This window comes from Intrasporangium mesophilum, from assembly GCF_054783095.1.
In genome coordinates this window covers 39,329-63,555 of sequence record NZ_BAAGRF010000019.1, presented here as the reverse complement: position 1 = coordinate 63,555, position 24,227 = coordinate 39,329, and the positions used below count along the sequence as shown (strand labels likewise).

Here is a 24,227-nt window from a genome sequence, read left to right as displayed (position 1 = left end):
CCGTCACCTTCTCGCTCGCCGTCTGGCCGCCCGTCTCGCTCACGGTGTCGCTCACGGTGTCGCTCACCGGCCGAGCCGGGCGTAGGTCCGCTCGGCCTCGACCTTCGCAGCGGACCACCACGCCGGGTTGGCGGTGTACCACTCGACGGTGTCGGCAAGGCCGGCGCGGATGTCGCCATAGCGTGGGCGCCAGTCGGTCTCGAGGCGGAGCTTGGTCGCGTCGATCGCGTAGCGGAGGTCGTGGCCGGGACGGTCGTCGACGTGCTCGAACCAGTCGGCAGGCTGGCCCATGAGGTCGAGCAGGATGGCCACGATCTCGAGGTTGTTCCGCTCGCCGTCGGCCCCGATGAGGTACGTCTCGCCGAGCCGCCCCTGCTCGAGGATCGCCACGACGGCGTCGTTGTGGTCGTCGACGTGGATCCAGTCGCGCACGTTGAGCCCCGACCCGTACACCTTCGGCTGGACGCCCTGCAGGATGTTCGTGATCTGGCGCGGGATGAGCTTCTCGACGTGCTGGCGGGGGCCATAGTTGTTCGAGCAGTTGGACACCGTCGCCTTGATGCCGAAGGACCGGATCCAGGCCCGGACGAGCAGGTCCGCGCCGGCCTTGGTGGCCGAGTAGGGGCTCGACGGGTTGACCGGGGTCCGCTCGGTGAACCGCTCGTGGTCATCGAGCTCGAGGTCGCCGTAGACCTCGTCGGTGGAGATGTGGTGCAGCCGCTTGTCGTGACGTCGGATCGCCTCGAGCAGCGTGAACGTGCCGACGACGTTGGACTCCACGAACGGCCACGGCGAGTCGAGACTGTTGTCGTTGTGCGACTCGGCAGCGAAGTGGACGACGACGTCGTGGTCGGCAACGAGTCCGTCCACGAGCCGGGCGTCCGCGACCGACCCCTTGATGAGCTCGACCGACCCGTCCCCGCCGAGGTTCGCCAGGACCGGCGCGAGCGAGAGGCGGTTCGCGGCATACGTCATGGAGTCGAGGACGGTGAGCGTCCAACCGGGGCGGGTGCTGCGCGTGCGCAGCACGAAGTTCGACCCGATGAAGCCGGCACCGCCGGTGACAAGGACCCGCATGGGGTGAAGGGTAGTGGCGTCCGAGCGACCCGGCAGCGACCTGGCGTAAGCGCCCTGCACGCGGCCCTGCACGCGACGACGGCCTCCGGGCCGGCAGCTCTGCCTCCGCCTGCCCGTTCGGGTGCGACGCCTGGTCACCGAGCCGTCACCGGCCGGTCGACTCCCGGCCACCACCCGTCACCGGGCGTTCGTCCGGACGTCGAGAACCGTCCCCACCGCTGCGTATGCTGCCCACGTGCGAATCTCGGTCATCGGATGTGGGTATCTCGGCGCGGTGCACGCCGCGTGCATGGCGGACTTCGGCCACGAGGTGGTCGGGGTCGATGTCGAGCCCGAGAAGGTCGAGAAGCTCGCCGCCGGGGTCCCGTCCTTCCACGAGCCCGGATTCGAGCCCGTGCTCCGCCGCGGCGTCGAGGCCGGCACGCTCACGTTCACCACGGACAAGTCCCGGATCGGCGACGCACGCGTCCACTTCATCGCCGTGGGGACCCCCCAGCGCGACGGCAGCTACGCCGCCGACATGAGCTACGTGTGGACAGCCGTCGAGGACATCATCGAGCACGCCCGGCCGCACGCCGAGGGCCCGGTCGTGGTGGTCGGCAAGTCCACCGTGCCGGTCGGCACGGCGCAGGCGATCGCGCAGCGGTTCGCCGAGTCCGGCCTCGACGCCGTGGTCGTCTGGAATCCGGAGTTCCTGCGTGAGGGCTTCGCCGTCGCCGACACCAAGACCCCCGACCGCGTCGTCTACGGGCTGCCGGACGACGCGACGTCCGCCGAGCACGGCCGGGCCGTCCTCGACGAGGTCTACGCGCCGATCCTCGCGGCCGGCATCCCGCGCCTGCTCGTCAACTACCCGACGTCCGAGCTGGTCAAGGTCGCTGCCAACTCCTTCCTGGCGACGAAGATCTCGTTCATCAACTCGATGGCCGAGCTGTGCGACGCGGCGGGCGCCGACGTGACCAAGCTCGCGGCGGCCATCGGCCACGACGAGCGGATCGGCCCCAAGTTCCTTCAGGCCGGCATCGGCTTCGGCGGCGGCTGCCTCCCCAAGGACATCCGGGCGTTCATGGCCCGGGCGGGCGAGCTCGGGGTTGACCAGTCGCTGACCTTCCTGCGCGAGGTCGACTCGATCAACATGCGGCGGCGCGACCACGCCGTCGACCTCGCTGCCGCGATGGCCGGCGGGCGCCTCGTCGGCGTCCGGGTGGCGGTGCTCGGGCTCACCTTCAAGCCCGACAGCGACGACGTCCGCGACAGCCCCGCGCTCGACATCGCCGGGCGCCTCTGGGGCCGTGGCGCCGACGTCGTGGCGACCGACCCGGCCGGCGCGGACGCCGTGCGCCGTCTTCGACCCGACCTGCACATCGTGGACACCGTCGACGAGGCCCTCGAGGGTGCCGAGCTGGTCATGCTCCTCACCGCGTGGAAGGAGTACCTCGGCATCGATCCCGCGCACGCGAAGTCGCTCGTCGCAGTCCCGCGCGTCATCGACGGCCGCAATGTCCTCGACCCGCGGACCTGGGCCGACGCCGGCTGGGAGTACCGCGGCATGGGCCGCACCGTCTGAGTCCACCACCCCGTCGGGCTCGAGCACCTAGGCTGCCCGTCATGAAGGGGATCGTGCTGGCCGGGGGGACGGGGAGCAGGCTGCATCCCATCACCCGGGGGATCAGCAAGCAGCTCATGCCGGTGTACGACAAGCCGATGGTGTACTACCCGCTGTCGACGCTGATGATGGCCGGGATCCGTGACGTCCTCGTCATCACCACCCCGGGCGACGCCGAGCAGTTCCAGCGCCTGCTGGGAGACGGCTCGCAATGGGGTATGTCGATCTCGTATGCCGTCCAGCCCAGCCCCGACGGCCTGGCCCAGGCCTTCCTGCTCGGCGCCGACTTCATCGGCGCCGACCGGGTCGCACTCGTGCTCGGCGACAACATCTTCTTCGGCCCGGGCCTCGGCACCCGCCTCGCTGAGCACACGGAGGTCGATGGCGGGCACGTCTTCGCGTACCGCGTGGCCGACCCGACGGCATACGGCGTCGTGGAGTTCGACGGCGCGGGCCGGGTGATCTCGATCGAGGAGAAGCCCGCCCGCCCGAAGTCCAGCTATGCCGTGCCCGGTCTGTACTTCTACGACAACGACGTCATCGACATCGCGAAGGGACTGGTCCCGAGCGACCGCGGCGAGCTCGAGATCACCGCCGTCAACGACGAGTACCTCCGCCGGGGCGCGCTGACCGTGAGTGTCCTGCCCCGCGGGACGGCCTGGTTCGACACCGGCACGTTCGAGGGACTCATCGAGGCGAGCCAGTACGTCCACGTTGTCGAGGCCCGGCAAGGGCAGAAGATCGGGTGTGTGGAGGAGGTCGCCTGGCGCAACGGGTGGCTCGACGACGCCGGAATGCGCAAGCACGCCGACGACCAGGCCAAGAGCGGTTACGGTCTCTACCTGCGCGCACTGCTCTCCGAAGGCCGCGACGGCCCCTGAAGGGAACCCACACATGCAGATCCGACCGCTCGCCATCGCGGGCGCCTGGGAGATCACCCCGACCCAGTTCCCCGACGAGCGCGGGGTGTTCCTCGAAGCGTTCCGCAGCGACCGGCTCGCCGAGGTCATCGGGCATCCGCTGGAGGTGCAGCAGACCAACGTGTCGGTGTCGGCGCGGGGGACGGTGCGTGGCATCCACTTTGCGGATGTCCCTGCGGGACAGGCGAAGTACGTCACCGCTGTGTCCGGGTCCCTCGTCGACTACATCGTCGACCTCCGAGTCGGCTCACCGACCTTCGGGACCTGGGACTCGGTGCTGCTCGACACCGTCGACCGGCGCGCGGTCTACCTCGGGGAGGGGCTCGGCCACGCCTTCTGCTCGCTGGAGGACGGCACGACCGCCTACTACCTGTGCTCGGCGACCTACAACCCCTCGGCGGAGCGGGGCATCAACCCGCTCGACCCAGAGATCGGGCTGGCCCTGCCCGACGGCATCACGCCGCTGCTGTCACCCAAGGACGCCTCAGCGCCGACGCTGAGCGGCGCGCGCGACGCCGGGATCCTGCCCGACTTCGACGTCTGCACCGACTACCAGCGGTCGCTGGCCGGCCGCGCCGGCTCATGAGCGAGCCCAGCGGTCCCGCCGCACCAGAGACCCCGGCGACGGCGTTCGCCCCGGCGACTTCGGAGACCTCGGAGACCTCGGGGACCTCGGCGACGCCGGCCGCCCCGGCTACATCGCGGGTCGGACGCATCATGGTCGTCTGCACCGGCAACGTATGCCGCTCGCCGTACATCGAGCGTCGCCTCGCGCAGCTGCTCGCCGACACCGATGTGCTCATCGAGAGTGCCGGGACTCGGGCCCTGGTGGGACAGGACATGCAAGAGGGGTCGCACGAGGCGCTCGAGTCGGTCGGCGCGGATGGCTCCGGCTTCGTCTCCCGTCAGCTGACCCACGCGATGCTCGACGACGCCGACCTGGTCATCACGGCCACCCAGCGGCACCGCCGGGACGTGGTCTCGCTCAACCCCCGCACCCTGCGCAGGACGTTCAGTCTCGGAGAGCTCGCCGACCTGCTGCGCACCGCCGAGCTCGCGCCGGACGGGGCTGAGCCCTGGGCCGCCACGGTGGCCGAGGCGGCACGGCAGCAGCGTGGGCAGTCGCCGGCGCTTCCGGCGGGGGAGTCCGACATCACCGACCCCTATGGCCAGGGCGCGGAGGCCTACGCCCTGATGACCCACGAGGTCGAGACGTACCTGCTCGTCGTTGCGACCGCGCTGCGCCCGCCGGCGCGCTGACGCCCGGCCCGAGGTGTCGGCCCGAGGTGTCCGCCCGAGGTGTCCGCCCGAGGTGTCGGCCCGGGGTGACCGCGGGGCCGACTGCCGGGGCTCAGGGCCTGCGCTGCCCGGGCGGGCGCTCCCGACAGTTCGGGCAGCGTGTCTCGGGAGCCGGGTTCGCCTCGTACGATGTCACCCGGACCAGCGAAAGATGCACGTGTTGAGGGGTAGAACGGCATGAAGAACCGGGTGGCGACCATCGGCCTCGTGGCCTTCCTCGCGGTCGACGTCGGGCTCGTCGCTCTGGCGCTGCGGCCCAACCGGGCTCCGAGCGAGCCGCCGTCCACGATCCCTGTCTCGACGCCGACGACGGTCACGGGAAGCGGCACCTCGCCCACTGGGACGGGGACCAGCACGGCCTCAGCGACGACGGGCACCGCTGCCGCGGGCGCAGTCCCCGTCGGCCTGCTGGTGTCCGCCCTCGACGGGCAGACGGCCTGGCGGGTCAAGAGCGGCACGTGCAGCTCGGGCGGCTCGGCCGTGGAGCTGACCACCGACTCCGGCAAGACCTGGAACACGCTCAAACCGCCGGCGCGCGCCGTGTCTCGGGTCCAGGTCCTCGACAGCAAGCGCGCCTTCCTCATCGGCGCCGGCGCCGACTGCAACCTGAAGCAGTTCACCACCGCGGACGCCGGCGACAGCTGGCAGGCACCGACCAACGTCTCCAACGGCTGGGCGCGTCAGCTGGACGCCCCGACCGAGGTGCTCGCCCCCCGGGACGAGCACGCCAAGCCGTGCGACACCGAGGCCGTGGTCGACCTGTCGCGCACGTCATCCACCCAGGCGGAGGCGCTCTGCGCGTCCGGCGACGTCAAGGTCACCACCGACGGCGGCACGACCTGGTCCGACTCCGGCTCCGCGCCAGGGGCCGTCGCGCTCAGCAACTTCCTCGACGGCGACGTGCTCACGACGTATGCCGTGCGCGTCGTCAGCGCCTGTGACGGCCTACAGGTCGTCAAGGTGGTCAAGGGACGCAACGCGACCGTCGTGACCTGCGTCCGGACCGCCACCCCCAAGAAGGGCGACGTCGGGCTGTGGGTCTCCGCCGACGCCGGATGGATCCTCAACGGCGGCGAGACGTGGACCGCCGACGGCGGGCTGCGCACCTGGCAGAAGGCCTGACGGCGACTGCTACTGCTGGTACGACTCCAGCTGGTCGTTGCGGATCGCGTCGCCGAGCTGGCCCATCTTCACCGTGTCCACGATGTCGATCGAGGCGCCCGCTGCGGTCGTCCCGAAGCCGGTGAACGGCGCGGTGATGAAGTGGATGTCATCGCCGCGCAGACCACGCATCGCGAACGCCTCCGACCGCATCTGGCCGACATCGAGCCGCTGGTCGATGGTGAGGTTGCTCGTCGCGGCGTCGATGAAGTCCTTCAGCTTGAGCGGGTTGGTCAGCACGTCCTTGGTCAGGGTCTTCAGCATCAGCGCCTTGACGAAGGCCAGCTGGCGGCGGCCACGGGAGATGTCACCCTCGCTGAGCATGTAGCGCTGCCGGACGAAGACGAGCGCCGTGTCGCCGTCCATGTGCTGGATGCCCTTGGTGAAAACCTTGCCGTCCCCCTTCGACGACTCCTCGACGTTGACGTCGACGCCACCGACGGCGTCGGTCATCTTCTTGAAACCCTCGAAGCCGAGCATGGCGACGTGGTCGATCCGGATGCCGAGGAGGTTCTGCATCGTCGTGACGAGCAGCGGCCCGCCGCCGAACGCGTAGGCGGCATTGAGCTTGTTCTTTCCGTGCCCAGGGATCGAGACGTAGAGGTCGCGCGGGAAGTGGATCAGGGTGACGTCGCGGTGGTCGTCCGGGACATGCACGAGCACCATGACGTCGGAGCGCGCCCCGACGCGGTCGGGGCCCGCGTCGTTGCCGATGATGAGGTAGTTGGTCCCGGTGCCCTGCGGGATGTCGATCGTCTTGCCGGACGAGTCGGTGGGTGCCGCTGCGGCAGGACCGTCGGGCAGGAGCAGCTCCTGGCGGACGTTGTTCGTCACGATCTGGTTAAGCCAGACGAGGTAGCCGCCCACCGCGAGGACCGGAACGAGCAGCAGCACGAGCGCAGCGATGAGGACCTTGCGGTTGCGCTTGCGCTCCCGGCGCGAGCCGGATTCCTCGGCGTCGCCTGGGCCGTCGTCCCCAGGTCCGTCGCCGGATCCTCCGTCGACACCATCGAGGCCGGGCTCGAACAGGTCGTTCTCGACCTCACGGGTGCTGTCCACGGCGCAAGTGTAGGTGGCGGGAGCACTTCGCACTGCTGCTTACACTTTCCGCCATGGCTCGAGGTGGACGACGACGGTTGCGCACCGACGTACCCCTCACCATCGGCGCCGTCGTCCTCTTCGTCGGGTACGTGTGGCTGCTGACCCGGGCGACCGAGCCGATCGTCAGCGTGTTCGCGTTCGCCTCCGACAACCGGCCGAAGCTGTACGCGGCCCTGCTCGCCGTGCTGGTCGGCCTCCCCGGCATCCTGCTGACCCTCCCGCGAGCCCTGACGCCCCCGAGGCAGACGGTGGTGTCGTCGATCCCCAGCCGCCGGGAGGCCGCGACCCTGCAGCGTTCCTACGTCAAGACCGACGTGCTCGCCCTCGCCGTCCTGCTGCTGGCTCAGGCGCCGCTGCCCGCACCGTGGGGACCGGCCGGCAAGGCAGCGACCATCGCGAACGTCACCAAGTCGCCCGAGATCGTGGAGCTGAGTGCGACCTTCGCGACGTACTCCCTCGGCGTCTTCGCGGTGGGGATCCTCGCCGCAGTGCTGGCCAAGGTCTACGTCCACGCTGCGGCATACCGCGTCCTGGCGATCATCCTCGTCATCGGCGCCCCCGTCGTCGCGTGGGTGCTCGCGATCCACTCGATCAGCTGAAGCCCGACGACTCGTTGACCGGCGGTCAGTCGGCGAGAACCTGCTCCACGTGGCCGCGGAGCCGCTGGTGGAAGACGGGCTCGGAGAAGTGCTCCGCGTGCGCCCTGACGGCGTCGGTGTCGAACGTTCGGCTGCGCGCGGCGACGACCGCCGCCCGCAGGTCCTGCGCGGTGGGTGTCTCGAAGAACTGTCCGTTGACCGCCTCGTCGACCGTGTCGAGGTACCCGCCGGCGCGCAGGGCCACGGTCGGCACGCCGAACGCCGCCGCCTCCAGTGGGGTCAGCCCGTAGTCCTCCAGGCTCGGCGCCACGAGGGCAAGCGCGCGGGCGTACGTCCAGCGCAGCTGCGCGTCGCTGAGCCCGGTGACGATGCGGACGTTCTCGGGCGCCTCGGCCCGCAGCCGCGCCTCGAGCGGCCCGGACCCGACGATGACGAGCCGCTCGGGCAGGTCCCGCACGGCTGCCATGGCGACGTCGACGTTCTTGTACGGCAACAGCCGTGACACCAGCAGCAGGTAGCCGTCCGCCCAGTCGGCCAGGGCCCCGACGGTGGTCTGCTCGCCGAGCGGGTCGATGCCGTACGGGGCGGGCAGCACGTCCGCTGCGATCCCGTATGCCGCCTCGATCCGGTCGCGGACCACCGTCGAGTTCGCGACGTATCGGTCGGCGGACTCGGCCGCCCGGCGGTCCCACCGCCGGAGCCAACCGCTCAGGGCCAGCAGGGCCTTGCCCCGGGTCGTCTCGGACGCCGGGCCGCCGAGGTAAGCGTCGGTCTGGTAGAGCCACCGCGCGGGGGCGTGGCAGTAGACGAGCTTGCGGCCGCTGGTCGGCACGCCGTGGGCCCACCCGGAGCTCGACGCGATGACGACGTCGGCGTCGACGCGAAGGCGCGACACGGCATACGGCAGCAGGGGCAACGCGGCCCGGTGGTCGCGGCGCAACAGCGCGATCCGGTTGATCGGCGACGTGAGGATGCGGGCGTCACCGAACTCCGGATACGTGCCCTCCGGGTCGAAGAGCGTCGTGTGGATCGGCGCGTCAGGGAAGGCGCGGTGCATCGCCAGCACGACGCGCTCCGCGCCACCCCGCTGGGTCAGGTAGTCGTGTGCGATCGCCACACGTGGACGTCGGGTCATGCGGCTCCTCACCTGACTGCGGCCCGCAGACCGGGCCTCCCACGTCGCGCCCCGTCTGCCGGGCCGCGTCCGCCGAGCAGACAGCATACGGAGGCCGCTGTCGACGCGCTCTGAGTCAGCTGCGCGCGGCGTCCAGCCACACCCTCGTCAGCGCCTCGGCACCATCTGCGGCGAGGAACCGGCGAGACACGTCCGCATAGGCGCGTTCGGCTCTGGCCAACGCGGCCTCGGGGTGCTCGAGGACCGCGAGGACACTCTCTGCCAGGGCGGCGTCGTCGCCCGGCGGGACGAGAAGGCCTGTGTCGTCGCCCGGGTCGGTTCGCACGATCTCGTCGACCCCACCGCCGCGGGTCGCGATCACGGGGACACCACGGGCCATCGCCTCGGTGACGACTTGACCGAACGGCTCCGGGACGAGGGCGGAGTGGACACAGACGGTCATCCGGTCGAGCTCGACACGGGGGTCGGCCACGAAACCCACGAGCTCGACGCGGTCGGCGAGGTCGAGTCGGCGCACCTCCGACCGGACTGCCGCCTCGTAGTCGCCCAGGTCGAAGGACGCGGCTCCCACGATCCGGAAGCGGACGTCCGGGCGGTGGTCGGCGACCCGACGCGCGGCCCGCACGAACTCCAGCTGGCCCTTCGTGGGGCTGATCCGACCGAGCATCCCGACGGTCGGAGGATTCGACGGCTGGCACTGCCTGGGCCCAGGCGCCACCTGCTCTGTGGCGAGGCCCGGGTGGACAACGCTGAGACGTCGCGCGCCTGGCAGGGTCCGCGCCGTCGCTGCAGAGTTGGCGACGACGGCCTGCGGTGCGTGGCGTGCCAACCGGCGGAACAGCCGGACATTGCTGGCAGGTAGGTAGTCGCGCTCGATCCGGTCGTGCACGTGCCACACGAGGGGACGCCGCACGAGGCGCGCCGCGACGGCGCCAGCGAGGTCGGCCTTGAGGGACGTGGTGTACACCACGTCGACGTCCAGCCGACGGAGGGTCTTCACGAGCTCGCGGACGAAGCCGGTAGCGCGCAGGGCACTACGTATGCCGGGCACCGCGTGGCGACCCGTCGCGCGCAGCCCGGGGTCGAGAGGCACGACGACGACCCGATGTCCGTCAGCGAGCAGGCGCTCTTCCAGGTCGCCGTGCGCGAAGAGGACGACGACAGGCACGACCCGTTGGGGGTCGAGGCAGCCGAGCAGGCGCACGAGAGCGAGCTCAGCGCCGCCGAGCTCAGCCGTGTGGTCGAGCACGGCGACGCGCAGCGCGCGATCCTGCGTGCTCGACCCCGTCCGTGACCCTGCCCCCTTCACGGCGCCGAGGCTAGCGCCCCCGGGGCCGCCCGCGTCGAATCGGGTGTCGAGTTTTGGCTATGCGTCGGCAACCTACCCGTAGATGCGATACTGCCGCACATGCCCGGCTCCAGCCCGTCGGTCGACGTCGTCGTCGCGACCTTCAACCGCCCGGACAACGTGCGGATCTGCCTCGATCACCTGACCCGTCAGACGCTCACACCGACTGAGATCGTCGTGGTCGACTCATCTCCGCACCGGCTCACGGCCGACGTCGTCGCCGATTTCCCGGGTGTGCGGTACGTGCGCAACGACGCAGGGCCCGGCACACTCGCCACCTCGCGCGCCATCGGTGTCGCCGAGACAGGGTCCGAGCTCGTCGCGTTCATCGACGATGACGCCTATGCAGAGCCCGACTGGCTCGAGAACCTCGTCCTTCCGTATGCCGACTCGTCCGTTGGGGCTGTGGGTGGGCGTGCCAGCAACGGACGTCCCGGCGAGGAGCATGAGGGGCTCGATGAGGTCGGGCAGCTGCTCCCGGACGGCACCCTGACCGGCAACTTCGCCGCGGACACCGGCCATGACCTGGACGTCGACCACGTCCTCGGTGCCAACATGTCGGTGCGTCGTTCGGCGCTCGAGAGCATCGGAGGCATTCTCGACTACTACCCGGGGACCTGCCTGCGCGAGGAGAGCGACATCATGCTGCGCCTCGGTCGGGCCGGCCACCGCATCGTCTACACCCCGACTGCACTCGTAGAGCACGTCGCCGCGCCCTACACGAAGGGACGCCGGTTCGACGTCCGCTACACCTACTACGGCTACCGCAACCACGTCGTGCTGCTTTCTCACGCCTTCGGCCTCGGCGCGCCCATCCTGCGCCGTTACTACGCGACGGCTCTGCGCGGCGTCGGCGGGAACGTCGCCGACGGGGCGAGGGCACTCGTCGACCGCGACCGGACGCCCGCGCAGCGGGTCAGGTCGGTCGGTGGCCGGGCCCTCCACGCGTCGGCCGTGCTGGGCGGCCTCGCGGTCGGCACCACCGCTGCGGCTCGGACGCGTATCGCCGACCGTCGCACAACCCGCTGATCCCGTGCCCGCTGGGCCCGACACTCCTGACGCGGCGGACCAGTCCGACGCCGCCCTCGGGCGTGAGGACGCGGAGGACCGCGACGTTCGGGACCATAGCGAGGTCCTGGACGAGGAGTCAGCCATAGACGCGTTGACCGATCGGTCTGTGATCGACCCCGCGGCCGCACGCGAGGTGGGCGACGACCCGTCGGCGATGAGCGCGGGCAACCTGCAGCAGCACGCGGTTCGTGGGGCTGCCTGGACCGCCATCCACACCCTGATTGCGATCCCCATCGCGTTCGCCGTCAACCTCGTGGTTGCCCGAGTCCTCGGCGCCGCCGACTACGGCCGGCTTGCACTCCTCACGGCCCTGATGGAGTTCGTCTCCAGCCTGCTCACCACCGGCGTAGCCACCGCCGTGATCCAGTTCGGCGCCAAGGCGCACGCGGCAGGGCGTCGAGCCGACGTGGCCCGGCTGCTCTCACAGTGGCAAGGCTTCCGGCTGATCTTCGTCATGCCCGTGCTCACCGGGGTGGTTCTGTTCAGCGCCGACGTGCCCGCTGGGGCCATGGCCCTGGCGATCCTCTTCGGCGTCGTCATTCCGTCCACCCTCGACGGCGCCGCGGCCTGTCTTGGCATCGAGAACAAGACAGCCGACGGTGCAAAGATCGCGCTTGTCACCACTATCGCCACGCAGGCCGCCGTGCTGGTGGTCGCACTCACGGTCCGAACGCCCGACGCGGTCTGGGCGACCCGGCTCATCGTCGGCGGCACCGCGGTGTTGCTGTGCATGTTCCGGATATCCCCGGAGTATCGCTGGGCGGTGCTCCGGCCCGTCTTCCCCCGACGCATGCCCGACGGCTTCTGGCGGTTCGCCATCCCGATGGGCATCGCGGGCGTCATCGGTGGCCTCGTGTCTTCGCGCAGCGAGGTGTTCGTCATGAACTGGCTCGCAACTCCCGCCGAGCTGGGCATCTACGCCCTCGCCTTCGGTCTCGCCGTCCACGCGTTCGCCCCGGCTCAGGCCATCGTCGGGCCGCTCATCCCGGCCATCTCCGGGCTGCGCGAAGTTGACGAGGGCGCGATCCGTCCGGCCTTCCGCAGGGTCATCCGAGCCGGGTCGACGATAGTCGGCGGCGTCGAGGCGGCCGCCCTCGCGCCCCTGGCCCTGCTGGTTCCGGTCCTTTACGGGGCCGAGTTCGCTGACGCCTCGCCCGTGGTGTTGGCGCTCGGGGTCTCCGCAGGCATAGCGACGGTCGGTGGCCCCGTCTTCGCCTTCGTCTCGGCCCGACTCTCCGGCAGATCCATCCTGGTCGCAAACGCGACGGCGCTCGTCGTGGACCTGGGGCTGGCCGTCGCCCTGATCCCGACGCTGGGGGTCTGGGGCGCAGTCATCGCCAACGCTGCGGGCGTGCTGACAAGCCTCATGATCCTGGCGACCCGCGAGCTGCAGGCCCTCGAGATTCCCGTCGGGACGGCGATGGGCGACGCGCTGCCCGCCTTCCTCGGATCGGCCCTCGCAGTGGCGCTGTATGTCACCGGGGCCCAGGCCCCCGGCCCACCCATAGCCCGGGCGATCGGCGCAGCCGTGGTCGGCGCGGCGCTCTACGTGGCGCTGGTGCGGATCTGTCGCACCGGGCTGGCCAGGGACGATGCCGCGGCAGTGCAGCGTGCCGTGCCCGCACGTGTGCAGCGCCAGGCGACCTTTGCGGTGCAGCTGCTCACGGCCCGTACGGCACACGAGGGACGCGACTCGCACTGAGCGCCGCCCCGCGGCCACGTTTCCTTCTCGCGGAGGTCGCCTCGTAGATTGTCTCGTAGGCCTCGGCAACCGAGCGCCACGTGTAGCCCAGGACGGTCGACGCGCCCGCCGCGGCAAGGCGTGCCGCTGCCGCGGGGTCGGCCAGCACCTCCTTGACCGCCGAGGCCAGAGCCTCGGTGTCGCGGGGGTCGACCACCAGCCCGTCGACGCCATCGGTGATGAGGTCGGCGGGGCCGCCCAACGCTGTGCCGACGACGGGCGCCCCAGCCTGCCAGGCCTCCAGAACGACGATGCCGAACGCCTCCACCCGGCTTGGAACGACGACCACCGTCGCACGGGACATCCAGTCCGCGACGTCCTCAGGCTCCAGGGCTCCGAGCAGGCGGACACGTCCCGACAGGCCCGCTCGCCCGATCTGCAGCTCGAGCGGGGTCCGCTGGGTTCCGTCGCCGGCGATAGCGACGGAGATGTCAGGAGGAAGTCCAGCGGCGGCGTCTACGAGCAGGTCGAAGCCCTTGTTGTGCTCGAGGCGGCCGACACCGAGGACGAGGCTGCGCTCGCGGTGCCCGGCCCGACCTTGCGCCGCGCTACGGTCGACGCCGTTCGGCACGACGACGGCCGCCTTGGCCCCGAAGCGTCGTTTCAGGTCTTCGGTCACCAGGTGCGAGCAACCGGTTACCGCTGCCGCCCACGCCATGCTGATGCGAAGCCCGTGCCGCAGCAGTGCGGACTCGTCGAAGGCTCCATGTGCGTCGGCGAAGGTCTCGCCATGGGATGAGACGACAAGGGGGAGCCGGGCACGTCGTGCCAGGGCAGCGCCGTATATGCCGTTGGGGCCGTAGCACTGCACGTGAAGCACGTCGGGACGGAATGATCTCGCTGCCCGACGCCATGCCCGCCAGGCGCGCGGGCCCGCCAGGGCGAAGCGCCTGAGCGACCCGACTGAGCGGGCTGGCAGGGGGGTGGGAAGGTTCCGCACGGCGATCCCGTCCACGGTCTGGGTGCCGAGGTTGTCTCCGCGGTCGACGGTCCATACCTCGACCTCATGGCCCAACGCCACGAGCTCCCGGGCCACATGGCGGACGTGCGACTCCACCCCGCCGTGATAGGGGTGATAGGACGACGTGACGAGGGCGACGCGGCGGGCCACGAACCACCTTTCAAGGGTCGGTCGTGCGGGTGGCACTCACCCTACGATGCGAGCGTGCCTCGCCTCACCATCGCCACCATCGCCACCGCCGTCCCCATGGGTGCCCAGGCCTACCAGGAGCACGTCGCGTCTCGGGCGGCATGGGCTCTTCGCGAGTCGGCGCGGGGTGAGGACTGGCAGGTTCGGCGCTCGGTCGCGCGGTCGCTCCGGTCCACGCTGCCCGGCACGACGAGGCTTCCCATGGGGTGGGTTGGGCGGGCGGGCGCCTCCGGCCGGGCCGCACTGGGGCGGGTGCTCTACGCGCGGTCGGGCCTGGTCCACCGGATGAACCTGGAGCTGCCACCCGCGCCCGTTGAGGTCGTGACGCTCCACGACGTCGTCGCCTGGAGGTATGCCGACGAGGCCGACCCGGTTCCAGCGGCTGTTGAGGAGCTGCGGCGTGCCGCTGCAGTCGTCTGCGTTTCTGCGTTCACGGCGGGCGAGGCAGTAGACCTGCTGGGCATCGCGGCGCCGCATGTTGTTCCCAACGGTGTGGAGGCCCGCTACTTCGACGCGGAGCCACTCGATCGCGCGGCTCTGGCGTCGTTCGGGGTGACAGGTCGCTTCGTCCTGACGGCCGGCGGCGCGTCCGAGCGAAAGAACCTGAGGGCGCTGGCAGAGGCCTGGCCTGTCATCCATGCGGCCATGCCCGACACGACGCTGGTTCTCGCCGGGCCGCCCCACCCACGACGTTCCGAGCTGTTCGCGGCGCTGCCTAGGGTCCGCTTGGTCGGAAGGGTTCCCGACGACCTGCTGCCGAGGCTGTATGCCGCCGCGTCCGCCGTCGTGGTGCCCTCGCTTGACGAGGGGTTCGGTCTTCCGGCCCTCGAGGGGATGGCTGCTGGTGTGCCTGTGGTTGCGTCCAACCGGTCCTCGCTGCCCGAGGTCGTCGGCGACGGCGGACTGCTGGTGGATCCGACTGCGCGGGCCATAGCCGATGCCGTGGTCGACGTCCTGTCCGGGTCGGCCGAGGTAGTGCGCATGGCCGCTCGTGGCCAGGCTCGGTCGCGAGCCTTCACCTGGGAAGCGACTGCTCTGGGGCACGCACGGGTGTGGCGCTCAGTCGCGATCTGACAGCCTGACGTTCGTCGCCGCGTGCCCCGCCACCGTCAGGGCGAGCGCCGACACCACAGTGACGAGGAGGGCGCTTCCGAGGACGTCGCTGACGTGGTGGGCATACCAGCTGACATTGCCGATGCCTGTCGCGAGGGCGACCGCGCTGGCGACAACCAGGCCACGCTGTCCGACTGGCGCCGGCCACAGCACTACCACCGAGACCAGCAGCGCGAACGCCACCGTGGCGTGGTCGGACGGGTAGGCGTCGTCCGGCAGGTGCAGGAGGGCCTGAACTGACAGCTGCAGCGAGAGGAAGGGGGCCAGCACGGCGATGAAGGTGGCCGTGAGGACGCGGACCCACGCACGCCGCGCGACCCCGAGGAGCGCAAGGACCAGCGCGATCGGGGCCAGTATCACGATGACCAAAGGGCGTGCGAACTGGTCGAGCGCCCGGCGCAGGAAGTCAGGGAAGATCGTGAGGACGACGTTCGTGAGGGTGTCGTCGACCTGACGACCCGAGTCAGTCCGACCGCACCACCACCCGATCGCGACGAACAGCAACGCCGAAACGACGGCGGTTACCGCCCACATCACACGCTCACGTCGCACCCCCAACCACCCCCGGTTACAGATTTGTGTCCCGGCGGACGCCTGGGCGCCTTTGGCGACACTGCGTCGGCCGACCAACTCACTGTTATGGTGCGATCGACCAGTCCGCCCGCAGTCTATGGGGGTTCGCTCGATGGCAGCTCAGGGGGCGGCCGGCGTCCCGACCGCCGAGCCGCCGGTGCCTCTCGATGTGCGGATCGGCTTCGCACACGCCGTGGTGCAGTGGGTGGCCAACGACTGCCGGGTCGATGTGCTCCACGTCAAGGGTGCGGCCCTCGACGCGGAGCTCGTCGGGCAGCGCGGTTACTCCGATGCTGATGTGCTCGTCAGGCCTGCGCACGTGCGGCCGCTCCTCAATGAGCTTCAGCGTCACGGATGGGTTCTGATCAACACGTTCGCGTACGGCTCGTCGTTCGAGCACTCGGCCACACTGCGCCACGAGCTGTTCGGGCTGCTGGACCTCCACCGACTCTTCCCCGGAACCGGCCCGACGCCTGACCTTGCGTTCGCCGAGCTGTGGGCCGACCGGGCAGAGGCTCGTCTGGGCGGTGTCCGCTGCACGGTCCCGTCTCGAAGCGCCCATGCCCTGCTGCTCCTGCTGCATGCCGCGAGGGCCAGGGAGCACGACGGGCGAGCCGCGCGTGATGTGGAGAGGGTCTGGACCACGGCGGACGAGGGCCTGCGGTCCGAGATACTCGGCTGGGTCGACCGGCTCGATGCTGGACTCGCCTTCTCGGTGATCACGGGCCGGCTGGACGAGCATTCCGACGATCCGGCATACGACCTCTGGAGGGTCGCGGCGCGCGGTGGCACCCGCCTCGACGAGTGGCGGGCCAGGATGCGCGCGGCCCGCGGTTTCCGGGCCAAGGCATCCGTCGTCGGGCGTTCGGTCCTCGTCAACGTCGAGCACCTCACGATCGTGCGGGGACGTCCGGTCACGAAGCGCGAGGTCGTCGCCGAGTTCTTCGATCGTCCGGTCCGCGGTGTGCGTGAGCAGGTGGCCCGGCGACGGGCGCAGCGCGGAGGAGGGCGCGGATGAGCCCCGCGTTCCGGCCCTCGGACGACGTCGGGGTTGTCGTCGCGGAAGAGGGTGACCCGGTCTATGTGGTCCGGCTTCCGGACGGGCCGCTGCTTGTTCTCGAGGGGCCTGCAGCGACGATCTGGACCGAGGCGACGACGGGTCTGGCTAGCGGATGGGTGCGCCGTGTGGCCGCCGCGTTCGACGAGACTGAGGAGCGCGTGGCCGGCGACGTACGGCGTCTCGTGTCAGATCTCGAGGAGCGCGGCATCATCGAGCGAACGGCAGGGCACCCCAACTGACGCGGGCGCTATCTCACGCTCGCCGCTTGCGATGCTCACGACGCTCACGACGGCTCAGCTTGACGTTGGCGTCCCGGTTGTAGCCGTAGTACCCGTAGCGGTAGGCCGTCGAGCCCGCTGCGGAGACCATGTTGATGGCAAACCCGGCAATCGGTGCCTCTACCGTCTCGAGCGAGTGCACCGCGCTCGTGAGGTCCTTCTTCCTGGTGCGCTCTGCCCCAACGACCATGATGAGGCCGTGCGTCAGCTTGTTGATCAGCACCGCATCGATGACGGGCACGACGGGTGGGCTGTCGACGAGGATGAAGTCGAACTCGTGCGAAAGCTTGCCGAACAGCTGTTCCATCGGCTCAGACCCCAACAGCTCGCTCGGGTTTGGAGGCACCGGGCCTGCCGGCAGCACGTGCAGCGTGGTCTGCCGCCAGCGCTGGATCACGTCGTCGGGCTCGGCATGGCCCAGGAGCAGTGTGGTGAGGCCGAACGATCCATCGAGGCCCATCGTGCGCGCCACGGACGGGTTGCGCAGGTCGCCGTCGATGAGCAGCACCTTGGAGCCCGCATCCGCCATCGCCAGGGCGAGGTTGATCGTCGTGGTGGTCTTGCCCTCGCCTGGGACCGACGAGGTGACCACGAAGGAGTGGCCGCCCGTCGTCACGTCGACGAACAGGATGTTGGTGCGCAACCTGCGGATCGACTCGGCGTGCCTGCCGTGCGGGTCCGTCTCGATCGACAGGAGGCCATCCTTGGCCGCCTTCACAAGTGGGATATCGCCGAGGATCGGCCGTGGCGACAGTGCCTTGATGTCCTCCTCCGTGCGCACCTTGGTGTCGAGTGAGTGGCGCAGCAGCGCCAGTCCGATCCCCAGCGCCAGACCGAGCAGGGCTCCGAGCGCGAGGTTCCGCTTGGCATTCGGAGAGGTTGGTTCGTCAGGCACGGCGGCGGGGGCGATCGCCTGCGACTCGACAGCCTGCCCGTTGTTGGCGAGCAGCGGCGAAAAGGTCTTGGCGGCATCGGCGAGCACCGGGCCTGCCTCGTTGGCGATGTCGGCTACCAGCTTCGGATCCCCACCGGTGCTCGTGATCGTGAGCATGTTGGTCGTTGGCGACACGACGCCCGAGAGGCCCAGTGGCGTGCCCGGGGGGAGGCCGAGCCGCTGACGCAGCGGATCCGTGATCGGGGGCGCCGTGAGGATCTCGACGTACGTCGCAAGGTCGCTCGCCGAGACGGCGAATGTGGTCACCTGGTTGCCGTTGCTCGGCTTGGGCGGCTGAGTAGCTCGCAGGTAGATCTTGGCGCTGGCCGAGTAGGTGGCAGGCGTCAGCATCGTCTGGACGGCCGTGGCAGCGATCACCGCGAGAAGGCTCACCGCGATGATCCGCCAACGTGCTCCCAGAACGCTGAGGAACTCCCGGAATGTCACCTTGCCCCCGGCCCAACTCGACAGTACGTGGCAGCATCCTCCCATATCATCCAAGTGGTTGTGCCGCGACTGAGACATCCGCGGCGGCGAGCACGGGCAGGAGGAATGCTGATGTGGGCACTGCGGGTGTCCCACAGCGCTGTCGTGGACGCGTGGCGCGAGCGCGAACGGGTGCTGCGCGACCGCGGCCACCGAGTCAGCCTGCTTTCGGCCGCTGCGTGGGTCGAGGGCGGCAGGCTCGTTCGTCTGGCAGCGCGCAGGTCGGAGGAGGTCACGCCGGTCCGGACGGTCGGGCGGCACCCTGCGCTGTTCCTCTACGACCCGAGGCCGCTCTGGAGCGCGCTCGGCCAGGAAGTCGACGTCATCGACATTCACGAGGAGCCGTTCTCGCTGGCGGCCGCGGAGGTGCTGCTGCTGAGGCGCCTACGTGGTCAGCGCGCGCCGTACGTCCTCTACTCCGCGCAGAACATCGACAAGTCCTACCCCGTCCCGTTCAGATGGTTGGAGCGGTGGGCCCTTCGCAATGCTGCCGGGGTCAACGTGTGCAATGTCGCCGCGGGCCGGATCGTCGAACGCAAGGGCTTCCCTGGGCGCGCACGGACGATCGACCTCGGCACCGACCTGACAGTGTTCAAGCCGAGCGCGGAAGCCTCCCCACGCCGCGCCAGCCGGGCGACCACCGACGTCCTCGTCGGGTTTGCCGGCCGGCTGGACGAGGCAAAGGGAGTCGATGTCCTGCTGGAGGCTCTCGCCCTCGAGGCGTCTCTGCACGCCCGCATCGCCGGCGACGGCCCCGAGCGCTCAACCGTGCGGGCGCGAGCCGCGTCTCTCGGCGTCGCCGACCGAGTTGAGCTGCTCGGCGCGCTGGGCGCGGATCAGCTTGCTGACTTCTACCGCTCGGTCGACGTGCTGGCCGTGCCTTCGCTGACGACCACCACCTGGGTCGAGCAGTTCGGCCGGGTCGCGCTGGAGGCGATGGCGTGCGGCACACCCGTCGTGGTGAGCGACAGTGGCGCGCTGCCGCAGGTGGTCGGCGACGCGGCGGTGGTGGTCCCCGAGGGCAGCGCTTCCGACCTTGCCAAGGCACTGTTGGAGGTGGGCACCGACCTGGAGGTCGCACGCCGACTGCGCGACGCGGGCCTGGCTCGAGCCGGCGCCTCGTCATGGGAGCATGTCGCGGTCGAGCACGAACGGCTGCTGCAGTCAGCCATCCACACCCCGCAACGCGACGCGCTGGCAGCGAGGCCTCTTCAGGTCGTCATCGTTGCCTACGGTCAGCCGGAGCTGCTCGCCCGGGCTCTCGCACCGTTGCGTGGCAGGTCGGTCACGGTCGTGGACAACTCCTCATCTCCGCAGGTGCGCGTCGTGGCACAGCAGGCCGGAGCCCGCTATGTCGACGCAGGTCGCAATCGGGGCTTCGCAGCGGGCGTCAACATCGGGCTGCGTGACTCCGACCCGACGGCTGACGTCCTCCTCGTGAACCCTGATGCGGTCGTCGAGGCGGCAGATGTCGACCGACTGCACGCAGCCCTGGACGCCGAAGCGGATCTGGCGAGCGTCGGCCCGGTGCAGGTGGACGCCGACGGCAAGGAGTCTCGCGTCGAGTGGCCTTACCCCTCGCCAGGCGCTACGTGGGTCGACGCAGTGGGCTTCGGCGGGCGACGTCGGGGACGTTATGTCATCGGCTCGGTCCTGCTGCTCCGACGCGAGGCGCTCGACCAGGTGGGCGGGTTCGACGACGAGCGGTTCTTCCTGTATGCCGAGGAGACCGACTGGGCCTACCGCGCGAGCCGGCTCGGCTGGCGCCACGCGCTCGTGCCGGACGCACGCGCCACTCACGTCGGCGCCGCGACCAGCACCGATCCCAGCCGGCGTGAGCGCCACTTCCACGCAGCGCAGGAGATCTACCTACGAAAGCACTACGGCGCGACGGGCTGGCAGGTCGCACGAGCGGGGCAGATCGTTGGCTCCGCTACGCGCGCGCTGGTGCTTCGCGACGAGCGCCGTCGCGCGGCCCGGGTGCGGATGCACCTCTACCTGACCGGCCCGGCGCGAGCCGAGGAGCGGCCTGCGGACTCGCTCGAGGCTCGCCGGATCGAGGAGGCCTCGTGAGCGCTACGACGGTCGTGCGGGGGAAGTGGGGTGGCAGCTTCGCCCGACTGGTCCTCATCACGGGCGCGCTCTTGCTCGTCGTTGCGGTCGGTTGGTTCGCCGGCATGGCCCCAGACGCGGCGGTCGTCATCGCCATCGCTGTGTTGGCCATCGGCGTCACTGCGGTGCAGCCGGGCCTCATCCCGCTCGCCATCCTGCCCATGCTGTTCGTGGTCATGCGCGTCGGCAGCGGCAATGTCGACCTGTCCGTCTCCGACTTCGTGCTCGCTGCGGCGACGGTCCCGGCAGTGCTCCTCGCGCGACGACCGTTCCTACCCGGGGTGCGTGCCGTGCTCTGGGCGTCCGCGGCGTACCAGTTCGCCACGCTCATCACGGTCGTCAACAACCCGTACACCGCGAACGCGGTGGAGTGGCTGCACGCGTGGATGACGGTGTCCGGGGCCCTGCTCGTCGGCTGGGCGGTCGGCGCCAACGGACATGGGCGTATCGGGATGCGCCTGATCATCTTCACCATCACGGTCCTGTCCGTGATCACCATCGTGGAGGGCGTGCAGTGGCTCGCCAAGGGCTACTACGGCCCGGTCTACGTCAGCTTCCCCTACGGGATGCACAAGAACTTCGTGGGCACGCTCTGCGCGATCGGGGCGACCATCACCTACGCGAGGCCCGACTGGGTAGGACTGTCGAAACGACTCTCGTTCGTCCTGACGGGCGTCATGGTGGCTGCACTGCTGCTCACGCAGTCACGTCAGGCGGTCATCGGGCTCGTGGCGGCGGTGTTCGTGCTCGTGCTGAGGTCCCGTTCCGAGCGGCGGCGCTCCAAGCTCGTGCTGCTGCTTGCTGCGCCGCTCGTCATCTTCGTCACCAACCTGGTGCAGGACCAGGTCCAGTCGGGCAACCAGTTCAACTCGGTCTTCCAGAGGATCACCTGGTTCCAGGACTCCATGGACGTGTGGAGCACCGACCCATGGTTCGGCGTCGGGCTGCGCTGGTGGTACACCGACCGGTTCGCCGTGCAGTTCCAGCCGCCCAACGCCGAGATCGAGGTGTTGACGTCCGCTGGAATCGTCGGTCTTGCCGCCTTCGTGGCGATGATGCTCGTCGCGCTCCGCGTGGCGTGGAAGCTCGACCCGGTCTATGGATCGGTGGCGGTGGCCGTGCTCATCAACCGTCTTGTACAGGGACAGTTCGACCTGTTCTGGTCGGCGGTCCAGGGCTCGGTGCCCTTCGTCGTGCTCGGGATCTGTTTGGGCGCCAAGGCCTACGCCGACCGAGAGGCGGAGCGCCCAGCTCCGAAGCCGACCAGTATTGTCGCGGGCAGCGCATGACCACGATCGTCCAGATCACCCCTGAGATCGGGCCGGGCACGGGGGTGGGCGCCGTGGCGCACCATCTCGAGCAGGAATGGAGCCGTGCAGGGATCGACGTGCGGAGGTTCACCATCGAGGATGCCGGCGGAGCGTGGCTGCCCATGGCCCGCGGAGGTGTCTCTGGGCGCCTGGCCCTCTTGGCTCGCGTCGTATGGTTCTCCACCATCGGGACGCGCCGTGCTCGACGGTTCCTTCGAGCACACCCGGACCATCTGTCGATCTGCCACAACGACGCGCTGGCAGGCGACGTGTACGTCAACCACGGGATAGTGCAGGCGGCCATGCGCGCCCGCGGCCACTACTGGCTGCGGATGATGCGCAACCCCGTCCATGCATTCACGAGCGTCCGGGACCGATGGCGTTACGGACACCCCGGCATCCATCGTCTCGTGGTCAACCTCGTGTCCGACGAGGAACGCATCTTGCGCCAGACCTACCCAGGTCTGCGCATCCCCACGGTCGTCATCGGCAACGGCGTCGATATCGAGAGATTCCGGCCGGCCAGTCCGACCGAGCGTGATGCAGCGCGCGAGCGGCTTGGCCTGGGACGCGACGAGCGCGTCGTGCTCTTCATCGGCAACGAGTTCGGGCGCAAGGGGCTGCCCGCGCTGGTCGAGGCCGTTGCGACACTGGCGTCGGACACCCACCTCTTCGTCGTCGGAGGCACCCCGGACATGATCGCCGCCGAGTCCTCGTCGCCACCGGCGCTCGCGCTCGGCCGGCGCCTCCACTTCGCCGGGGCGCAGCCGGACCCGAGGCAGTGGCTGCACGCCGCCGACGTGCTCGCGATGCCCAGTGCCTACGAGTCGTATGGCCTCGTCGTCCTCGAGGCCTTGGCATGCGGCGTGCCAGTCGTCGCGAGCCCGACGGGCTGCGTGCCTGACGTCATCGAGGACGGCGTCAACGGTGCGATCGTCACGCCGTCGCCGAACCTGCTGGCCGAGGGTCTCCGACGGGTGCTCGCAAGCGACGCAGGGCCGATGCGTGCTGCCGCGCGCAGCAGCGCCGAGGAGCACTCGTGGTCGGCCGTTGCCCGTCGCTATCTCGAGGTTCTCGCAGCACTGCGCGACCATCCGGCAGCTGACCTCGGCGGGGTGGCGTCGTGAGGATCGTTCACGCGGTGCGGTCTGACGCCTTTGCGGGAGTGGAGAGCCACGTAGCCCGCCTCGCGCGGGCGCAGCTCGCACGGGGTGATCAGGTCATCGTGATCGGCGGTCATCAGGAGCGCATGCGAGCCGCCATCGGTCACGGCGTTCGCACCATCGACGCCACGACCGTCACGGGGGTGCTGCGAGCTGTCCATCAGGTCGCGCGCGGCGCCGATGTCGTCCATGCGCACATGACTGCTGCTGAGATCGCCTGTGCCACAGGGCTCCTCGGCGGTCACACGCCTCTCGTCGTGACGCGTCATTTTGCTCGAACCCGCGGCAGCAACCCGGTGTCCGCGCTTGTCGGGGCAGCAGCGGCCACCCAGGTGTCCAGGCAGCTGGCCATCAGCCGATGGGTTGCCGACAGCATCGCGGGCGACAGTGTCGTCGTTCACCCTGGCGTCGACATCTTCGCCGGCACCCCGGTCGCGGGCGATCGCGAGAACGTCGTCCTGCTCGCACAGCGGCTCGAGCCCGAGAAGGAGACCGACCTTGCCATCCGTGCCTTCGCGGCTTCCGGGCTCGCCGGCGCCGGTTGGAGGCTCGACGTGGCGGGCGACGGCGGCGAGCGGGAGCGGCTCGAGAAGCTCGTGGGCGAGCTCGGCCTGTCGGCCGCGACCCTCTTCCTCGGACATCGCGACGACGTCGTCGCCCTGATGTCGCGTAGCGCGGTCCTGCTCGCGCCGTGCCGCGTCGAGGGTCTCGGGCTGACCGTGCTCGAGGCCATGGCCACGGCGCTGCCGGTCGTCGCGGTCGCCGCGGGCGGCCACCTGGAGACGGCGGGCATCGTCAGCGGTGCTGCGCTACATCCTCCGGGCGATGTGGACGCGGCGGCCGGCCTGCTCGTCGGCCTCGCGAATGACCCGGCGCGACGCGACGCCTACGGCGCAGCGCTTCAGGAGATCCAGCGCGCGGGGTTCACGCCGGAACACCAGGCGGCGCAGACTGCCCTGGTCTACGAAGCGGTGGTCTGAGGTGGACCTC

General features: G+C 70.1%; 22 protein-coding genes. 15 read left to right on the top strand and 7 right to left on the bottom strand.

What is annotated here, in order from left to right; genetic code table 11:
- Window positions 1–63: 63 nt before the first annotated feature.
- On the bottom strand, window positions 64–1,077 hold the full coding sequence (rfbB, locus tag ACYVLP_RS16670) for a dTDP-glucose 4,6-dehydratase (protein ID WP_460628463.1): 1,014 nt from the start codon (window positions 1,075–1,077) through the stop codon (window positions 64–66).
- A 235-nt stretch (window positions 1,078–1,312) separates the two neighbouring features.
- Here rfbB and ACYVLP_RS16665 point away from each other — a divergent pair, with 235 nt between their 5' ends.
- From ACYVLP_RS16665 to ACYVLP_RS16645, 5 genes are all read left to right on the top strand, one after another.
- Entirely contained in the window at window positions 1,313–2,644 is a 1,332-nt protein-coding gene (locus ACYVLP_RS16665) for a UDP-glucose dehydrogenase family protein (protein ID WP_460628462.1), read from the top strand.
- A 41-nt stretch (window positions 2,645–2,685) separates the two neighbouring features.
- Window positions 2,686–3,564: a glucose-1-phosphate thymidylyltransferase RfbA gene (gene rfbA / locus ACYVLP_RS16660; RefSeq protein ID WP_460628461.1), complete on the top strand. Its 879-nt coding sequence runs from the start codon at window positions 2,686–2,688 to the stop codon at window positions 3,562–3,564.
- 13 nt (window positions 3,565–3,577) lie between these two features.
- Window positions 3,578–4,189 (top strand): dTDP-4-dehydrorhamnose 3,5-epimerase family protein, encoded by a 612-nt coding sequence (locus ACYVLP_RS16655; RefSeq protein WP_460628460.1) that lies wholly within the window; start codon window positions 3,578–3,580, stop codon window positions 4,187–4,189.
- Window positions 4,186–4,863, top strand: coding sequence for an arsenate reductase/protein-tyrosine-phosphatase family protein (locus ACYVLP_RS16650; RefSeq protein WP_460628459.1), 678 nt, complete (start codon window positions 4,186–4,188; stop codon window positions 4,861–4,863). Before ACYVLP_RS16655 ends, ACYVLP_RS16650 begins: the two co-directional genes overlap by 4 nt.
- A gap of 216 nt (window positions 4,864–5,079) precedes the next feature.
- Window positions 5,080–6,024: a hypothetical protein gene (locus ACYVLP_RS16645; RefSeq protein ID WP_460628458.1), complete on the top strand. Its 945-nt coding sequence runs from the start codon at window positions 5,080–5,082 to the stop codon at window positions 6,022–6,024.
- A gap of 9 nt (window positions 6,025–6,033) precedes the next feature.
- Here ACYVLP_RS16645 and ACYVLP_RS16640 read toward each other — a convergent pair whose 3' ends face one another.
- Window positions 6,034–7,122: an LCP family protein gene (locus ACYVLP_RS16640; protein WP_460628457.1), complete on the bottom strand. Its 1,089-nt coding sequence runs from the start codon at window positions 7,120–7,122 to the stop codon at window positions 6,034–6,036.
- A gap of 53 nt (window positions 7,123–7,175) precedes the next feature.
- On the opposite strand from ACYVLP_RS16640, the gene ACYVLP_RS16635 reads away from it, so the two are divergent.
- Window positions 7,176–7,763: a hypothetical protein gene (locus ACYVLP_RS16635; RefSeq protein ID WP_460628456.1), complete on the top strand. Its 588-nt coding sequence runs from the start codon at window positions 7,176–7,178 to the stop codon at window positions 7,761–7,763.
- A gap of 25 nt (window positions 7,764–7,788) precedes the next feature.
- On the opposite strand, the gene ACYVLP_RS16630 is transcribed toward ACYVLP_RS16635, so the two are convergent.
- Entirely contained in the window at window positions 7,789–8,898 is a 1,110-nt protein-coding gene (locus tag ACYVLP_RS16630) for a glycosyltransferase (protein ID WP_460628455.1), read from the bottom strand.
- A 115-nt stretch (window positions 8,899–9,013) separates the two neighbouring features.
- Window positions 9,014–10,207, bottom strand: coding sequence for a glycosyltransferase (locus tag ACYVLP_RS16625; RefSeq protein ID WP_460628454.1), 1,194 nt, complete (start codon window positions 10,205–10,207; stop codon window positions 9,014–9,016).
- Window positions 10,208–10,306: 99 nt separating this feature from the next.
- On the opposite strand from ACYVLP_RS16625, the gene ACYVLP_RS16620 reads away from it, so the two are divergent.
- Together ACYVLP_RS16620 and ACYVLP_RS16615 are read left to right on the top strand one after the other, a co-directional pair.
- A complete protein-coding gene (locus ACYVLP_RS16620; protein ID WP_460628453.1) occupies window positions 10,307–11,275 on the top strand; it encodes a glycosyltransferase family 2 protein in 969 nt (322 codons plus the stop codon).
- A 148-nt stretch (window positions 11,276–11,423) separates the two neighbouring features.
- The gene (locus ACYVLP_RS16615) at window positions 11,424–13,019 is read left to right on the top strand and encodes a lipopolysaccharide biosynthesis protein (protein ID WP_460628452.1); all 1,596 of its coding nucleotides are present in this window, start codon (window positions 11,424–11,426) and stop codon (window positions 13,017–13,019) included.
- On the opposite strand, the gene ACYVLP_RS16610 is transcribed toward ACYVLP_RS16615, so the two are convergent.
- Window positions 12,979–14,169 carry a glycosyltransferase family 4 protein gene (locus tag ACYVLP_RS16610; protein WP_460628451.1) on the bottom strand — a complete coding sequence of 397 codons (1,191 nt, stop codon included), beginning with the start codon at window positions 14,167–14,169 and terminating at the stop codon, window positions 12,979–12,981. The genes ACYVLP_RS16615 and ACYVLP_RS16610 overlap by 41 nt on opposite strands.
- Before the next feature lie 54 nt (window positions 14,170–14,223).
- On the opposite strand from ACYVLP_RS16610, the gene ACYVLP_RS16605 reads away from it, so the two are divergent.
- The gene (locus ACYVLP_RS16605; protein ID WP_460628450.1) at window positions 14,224–15,282 is read left to right on the top strand and encodes a glycosyltransferase family 4 protein; all 1,059 of its coding nucleotides are present in this window, start codon (window positions 14,224–14,226) and stop codon (window positions 15,280–15,282) included.
- Here ACYVLP_RS16605 and ACYVLP_RS16600 read toward each other — a convergent pair.
- Window positions 15,268–15,873 (bottom strand): phosphatase PAP2 family protein, encoded by a 606-nt coding sequence (locus ACYVLP_RS16600; RefSeq protein WP_460628449.1) that lies wholly within the window; start codon window positions 15,871–15,873, stop codon window positions 15,268–15,270. The genes ACYVLP_RS16605 and ACYVLP_RS16600 overlap by 15 nt on opposite strands.
- A gap of 133 nt (window positions 15,874–16,006) precedes the next feature.
- Between ACYVLP_RS16600 and ACYVLP_RS16595 the strand changes: the two genes are divergently transcribed.
- Both ACYVLP_RS16595 and ACYVLP_RS16590 read left to right on the top strand, forming a co-directional pair.
- Window positions 16,007–16,912, top strand: coding sequence for a nucleotidyltransferase family protein (locus ACYVLP_RS16595; RefSeq protein WP_460628448.1), 906 nt, complete (start codon window positions 16,007–16,009; stop codon window positions 16,910–16,912).
- Complete coding sequence (locus ACYVLP_RS16590; RefSeq protein ID WP_460628447.1) at window positions 16,909–17,193, top strand: PqqD family peptide modification chaperone; 285 nt, start codon at window positions 16,909–16,911, stop codon at window positions 17,191–17,193. Before ACYVLP_RS16595 ends, ACYVLP_RS16590 begins: the two co-directional genes overlap by 4 nt.
- 13 nt (window positions 17,194–17,206) lie before the next feature.
- Here the strand turns inward: ACYVLP_RS16590 and ACYVLP_RS16585 are convergent, their stop codons facing one another.
- Window positions 17,207–18,658: a tyrosine-protein kinase domain-containing protein gene (locus ACYVLP_RS16585; RefSeq protein ID WP_460628677.1), complete on the bottom strand. Its 1,452-nt coding sequence runs from the start codon at window positions 18,656–18,658 to the stop codon at window positions 17,207–17,209.
- 60 nt (window positions 18,659–18,718) lie between these two features.
- On the opposite strand from ACYVLP_RS16585, the gene ACYVLP_RS16580 reads away from it, so the two are divergent.
- Genes ACYVLP_RS16580 through ACYVLP_RS16565 form a run of 4 tightly spaced genes read left to right on the top strand, consistent with a single transcriptional unit; the run spans window position 18,719 to window position 24,217 of the window.
- The gene (locus ACYVLP_RS16580) at window positions 18,719–20,725 is read left to right on the top strand and encodes a glycosyltransferase (RefSeq protein WP_460628446.1); all 2,007 of its coding nucleotides are present in this window, start codon (window positions 18,719–18,721) and stop codon (window positions 20,723–20,725) included.
- Entirely contained in the window at window positions 20,722–22,053 is a 1,332-nt protein-coding gene (locus tag ACYVLP_RS16575) for an O-antigen ligase family protein (protein WP_460628445.1), read from the top strand. Before ACYVLP_RS16580 ends, ACYVLP_RS16575 begins: the two co-directional genes overlap by 4 nt.
- Window positions 22,050–23,201, top strand: a complete 1,152-nt coding sequence (locus ACYVLP_RS16570; protein ID WP_460628444.1) for a glycosyltransferase family 4 protein — start codon at window positions 22,050–22,052, stop codon at window positions 23,199–23,201. The genes ACYVLP_RS16575 and ACYVLP_RS16570 overlap by 4 nt, the downstream gene beginning before the upstream one ends.
- Window positions 23,198–24,217 (top strand): glycosyltransferase family 4 protein, encoded by a 1,020-nt coding sequence (locus ACYVLP_RS16565; RefSeq protein ID WP_460628443.1) that lies wholly within the window; start codon window positions 23,198–23,200, stop codon window positions 24,215–24,217. The genes ACYVLP_RS16570 and ACYVLP_RS16565 overlap by 4 nt, the downstream gene beginning before the upstream one ends.
- Window positions 24,218–24,227: the final 10 nt, after the last annotated feature.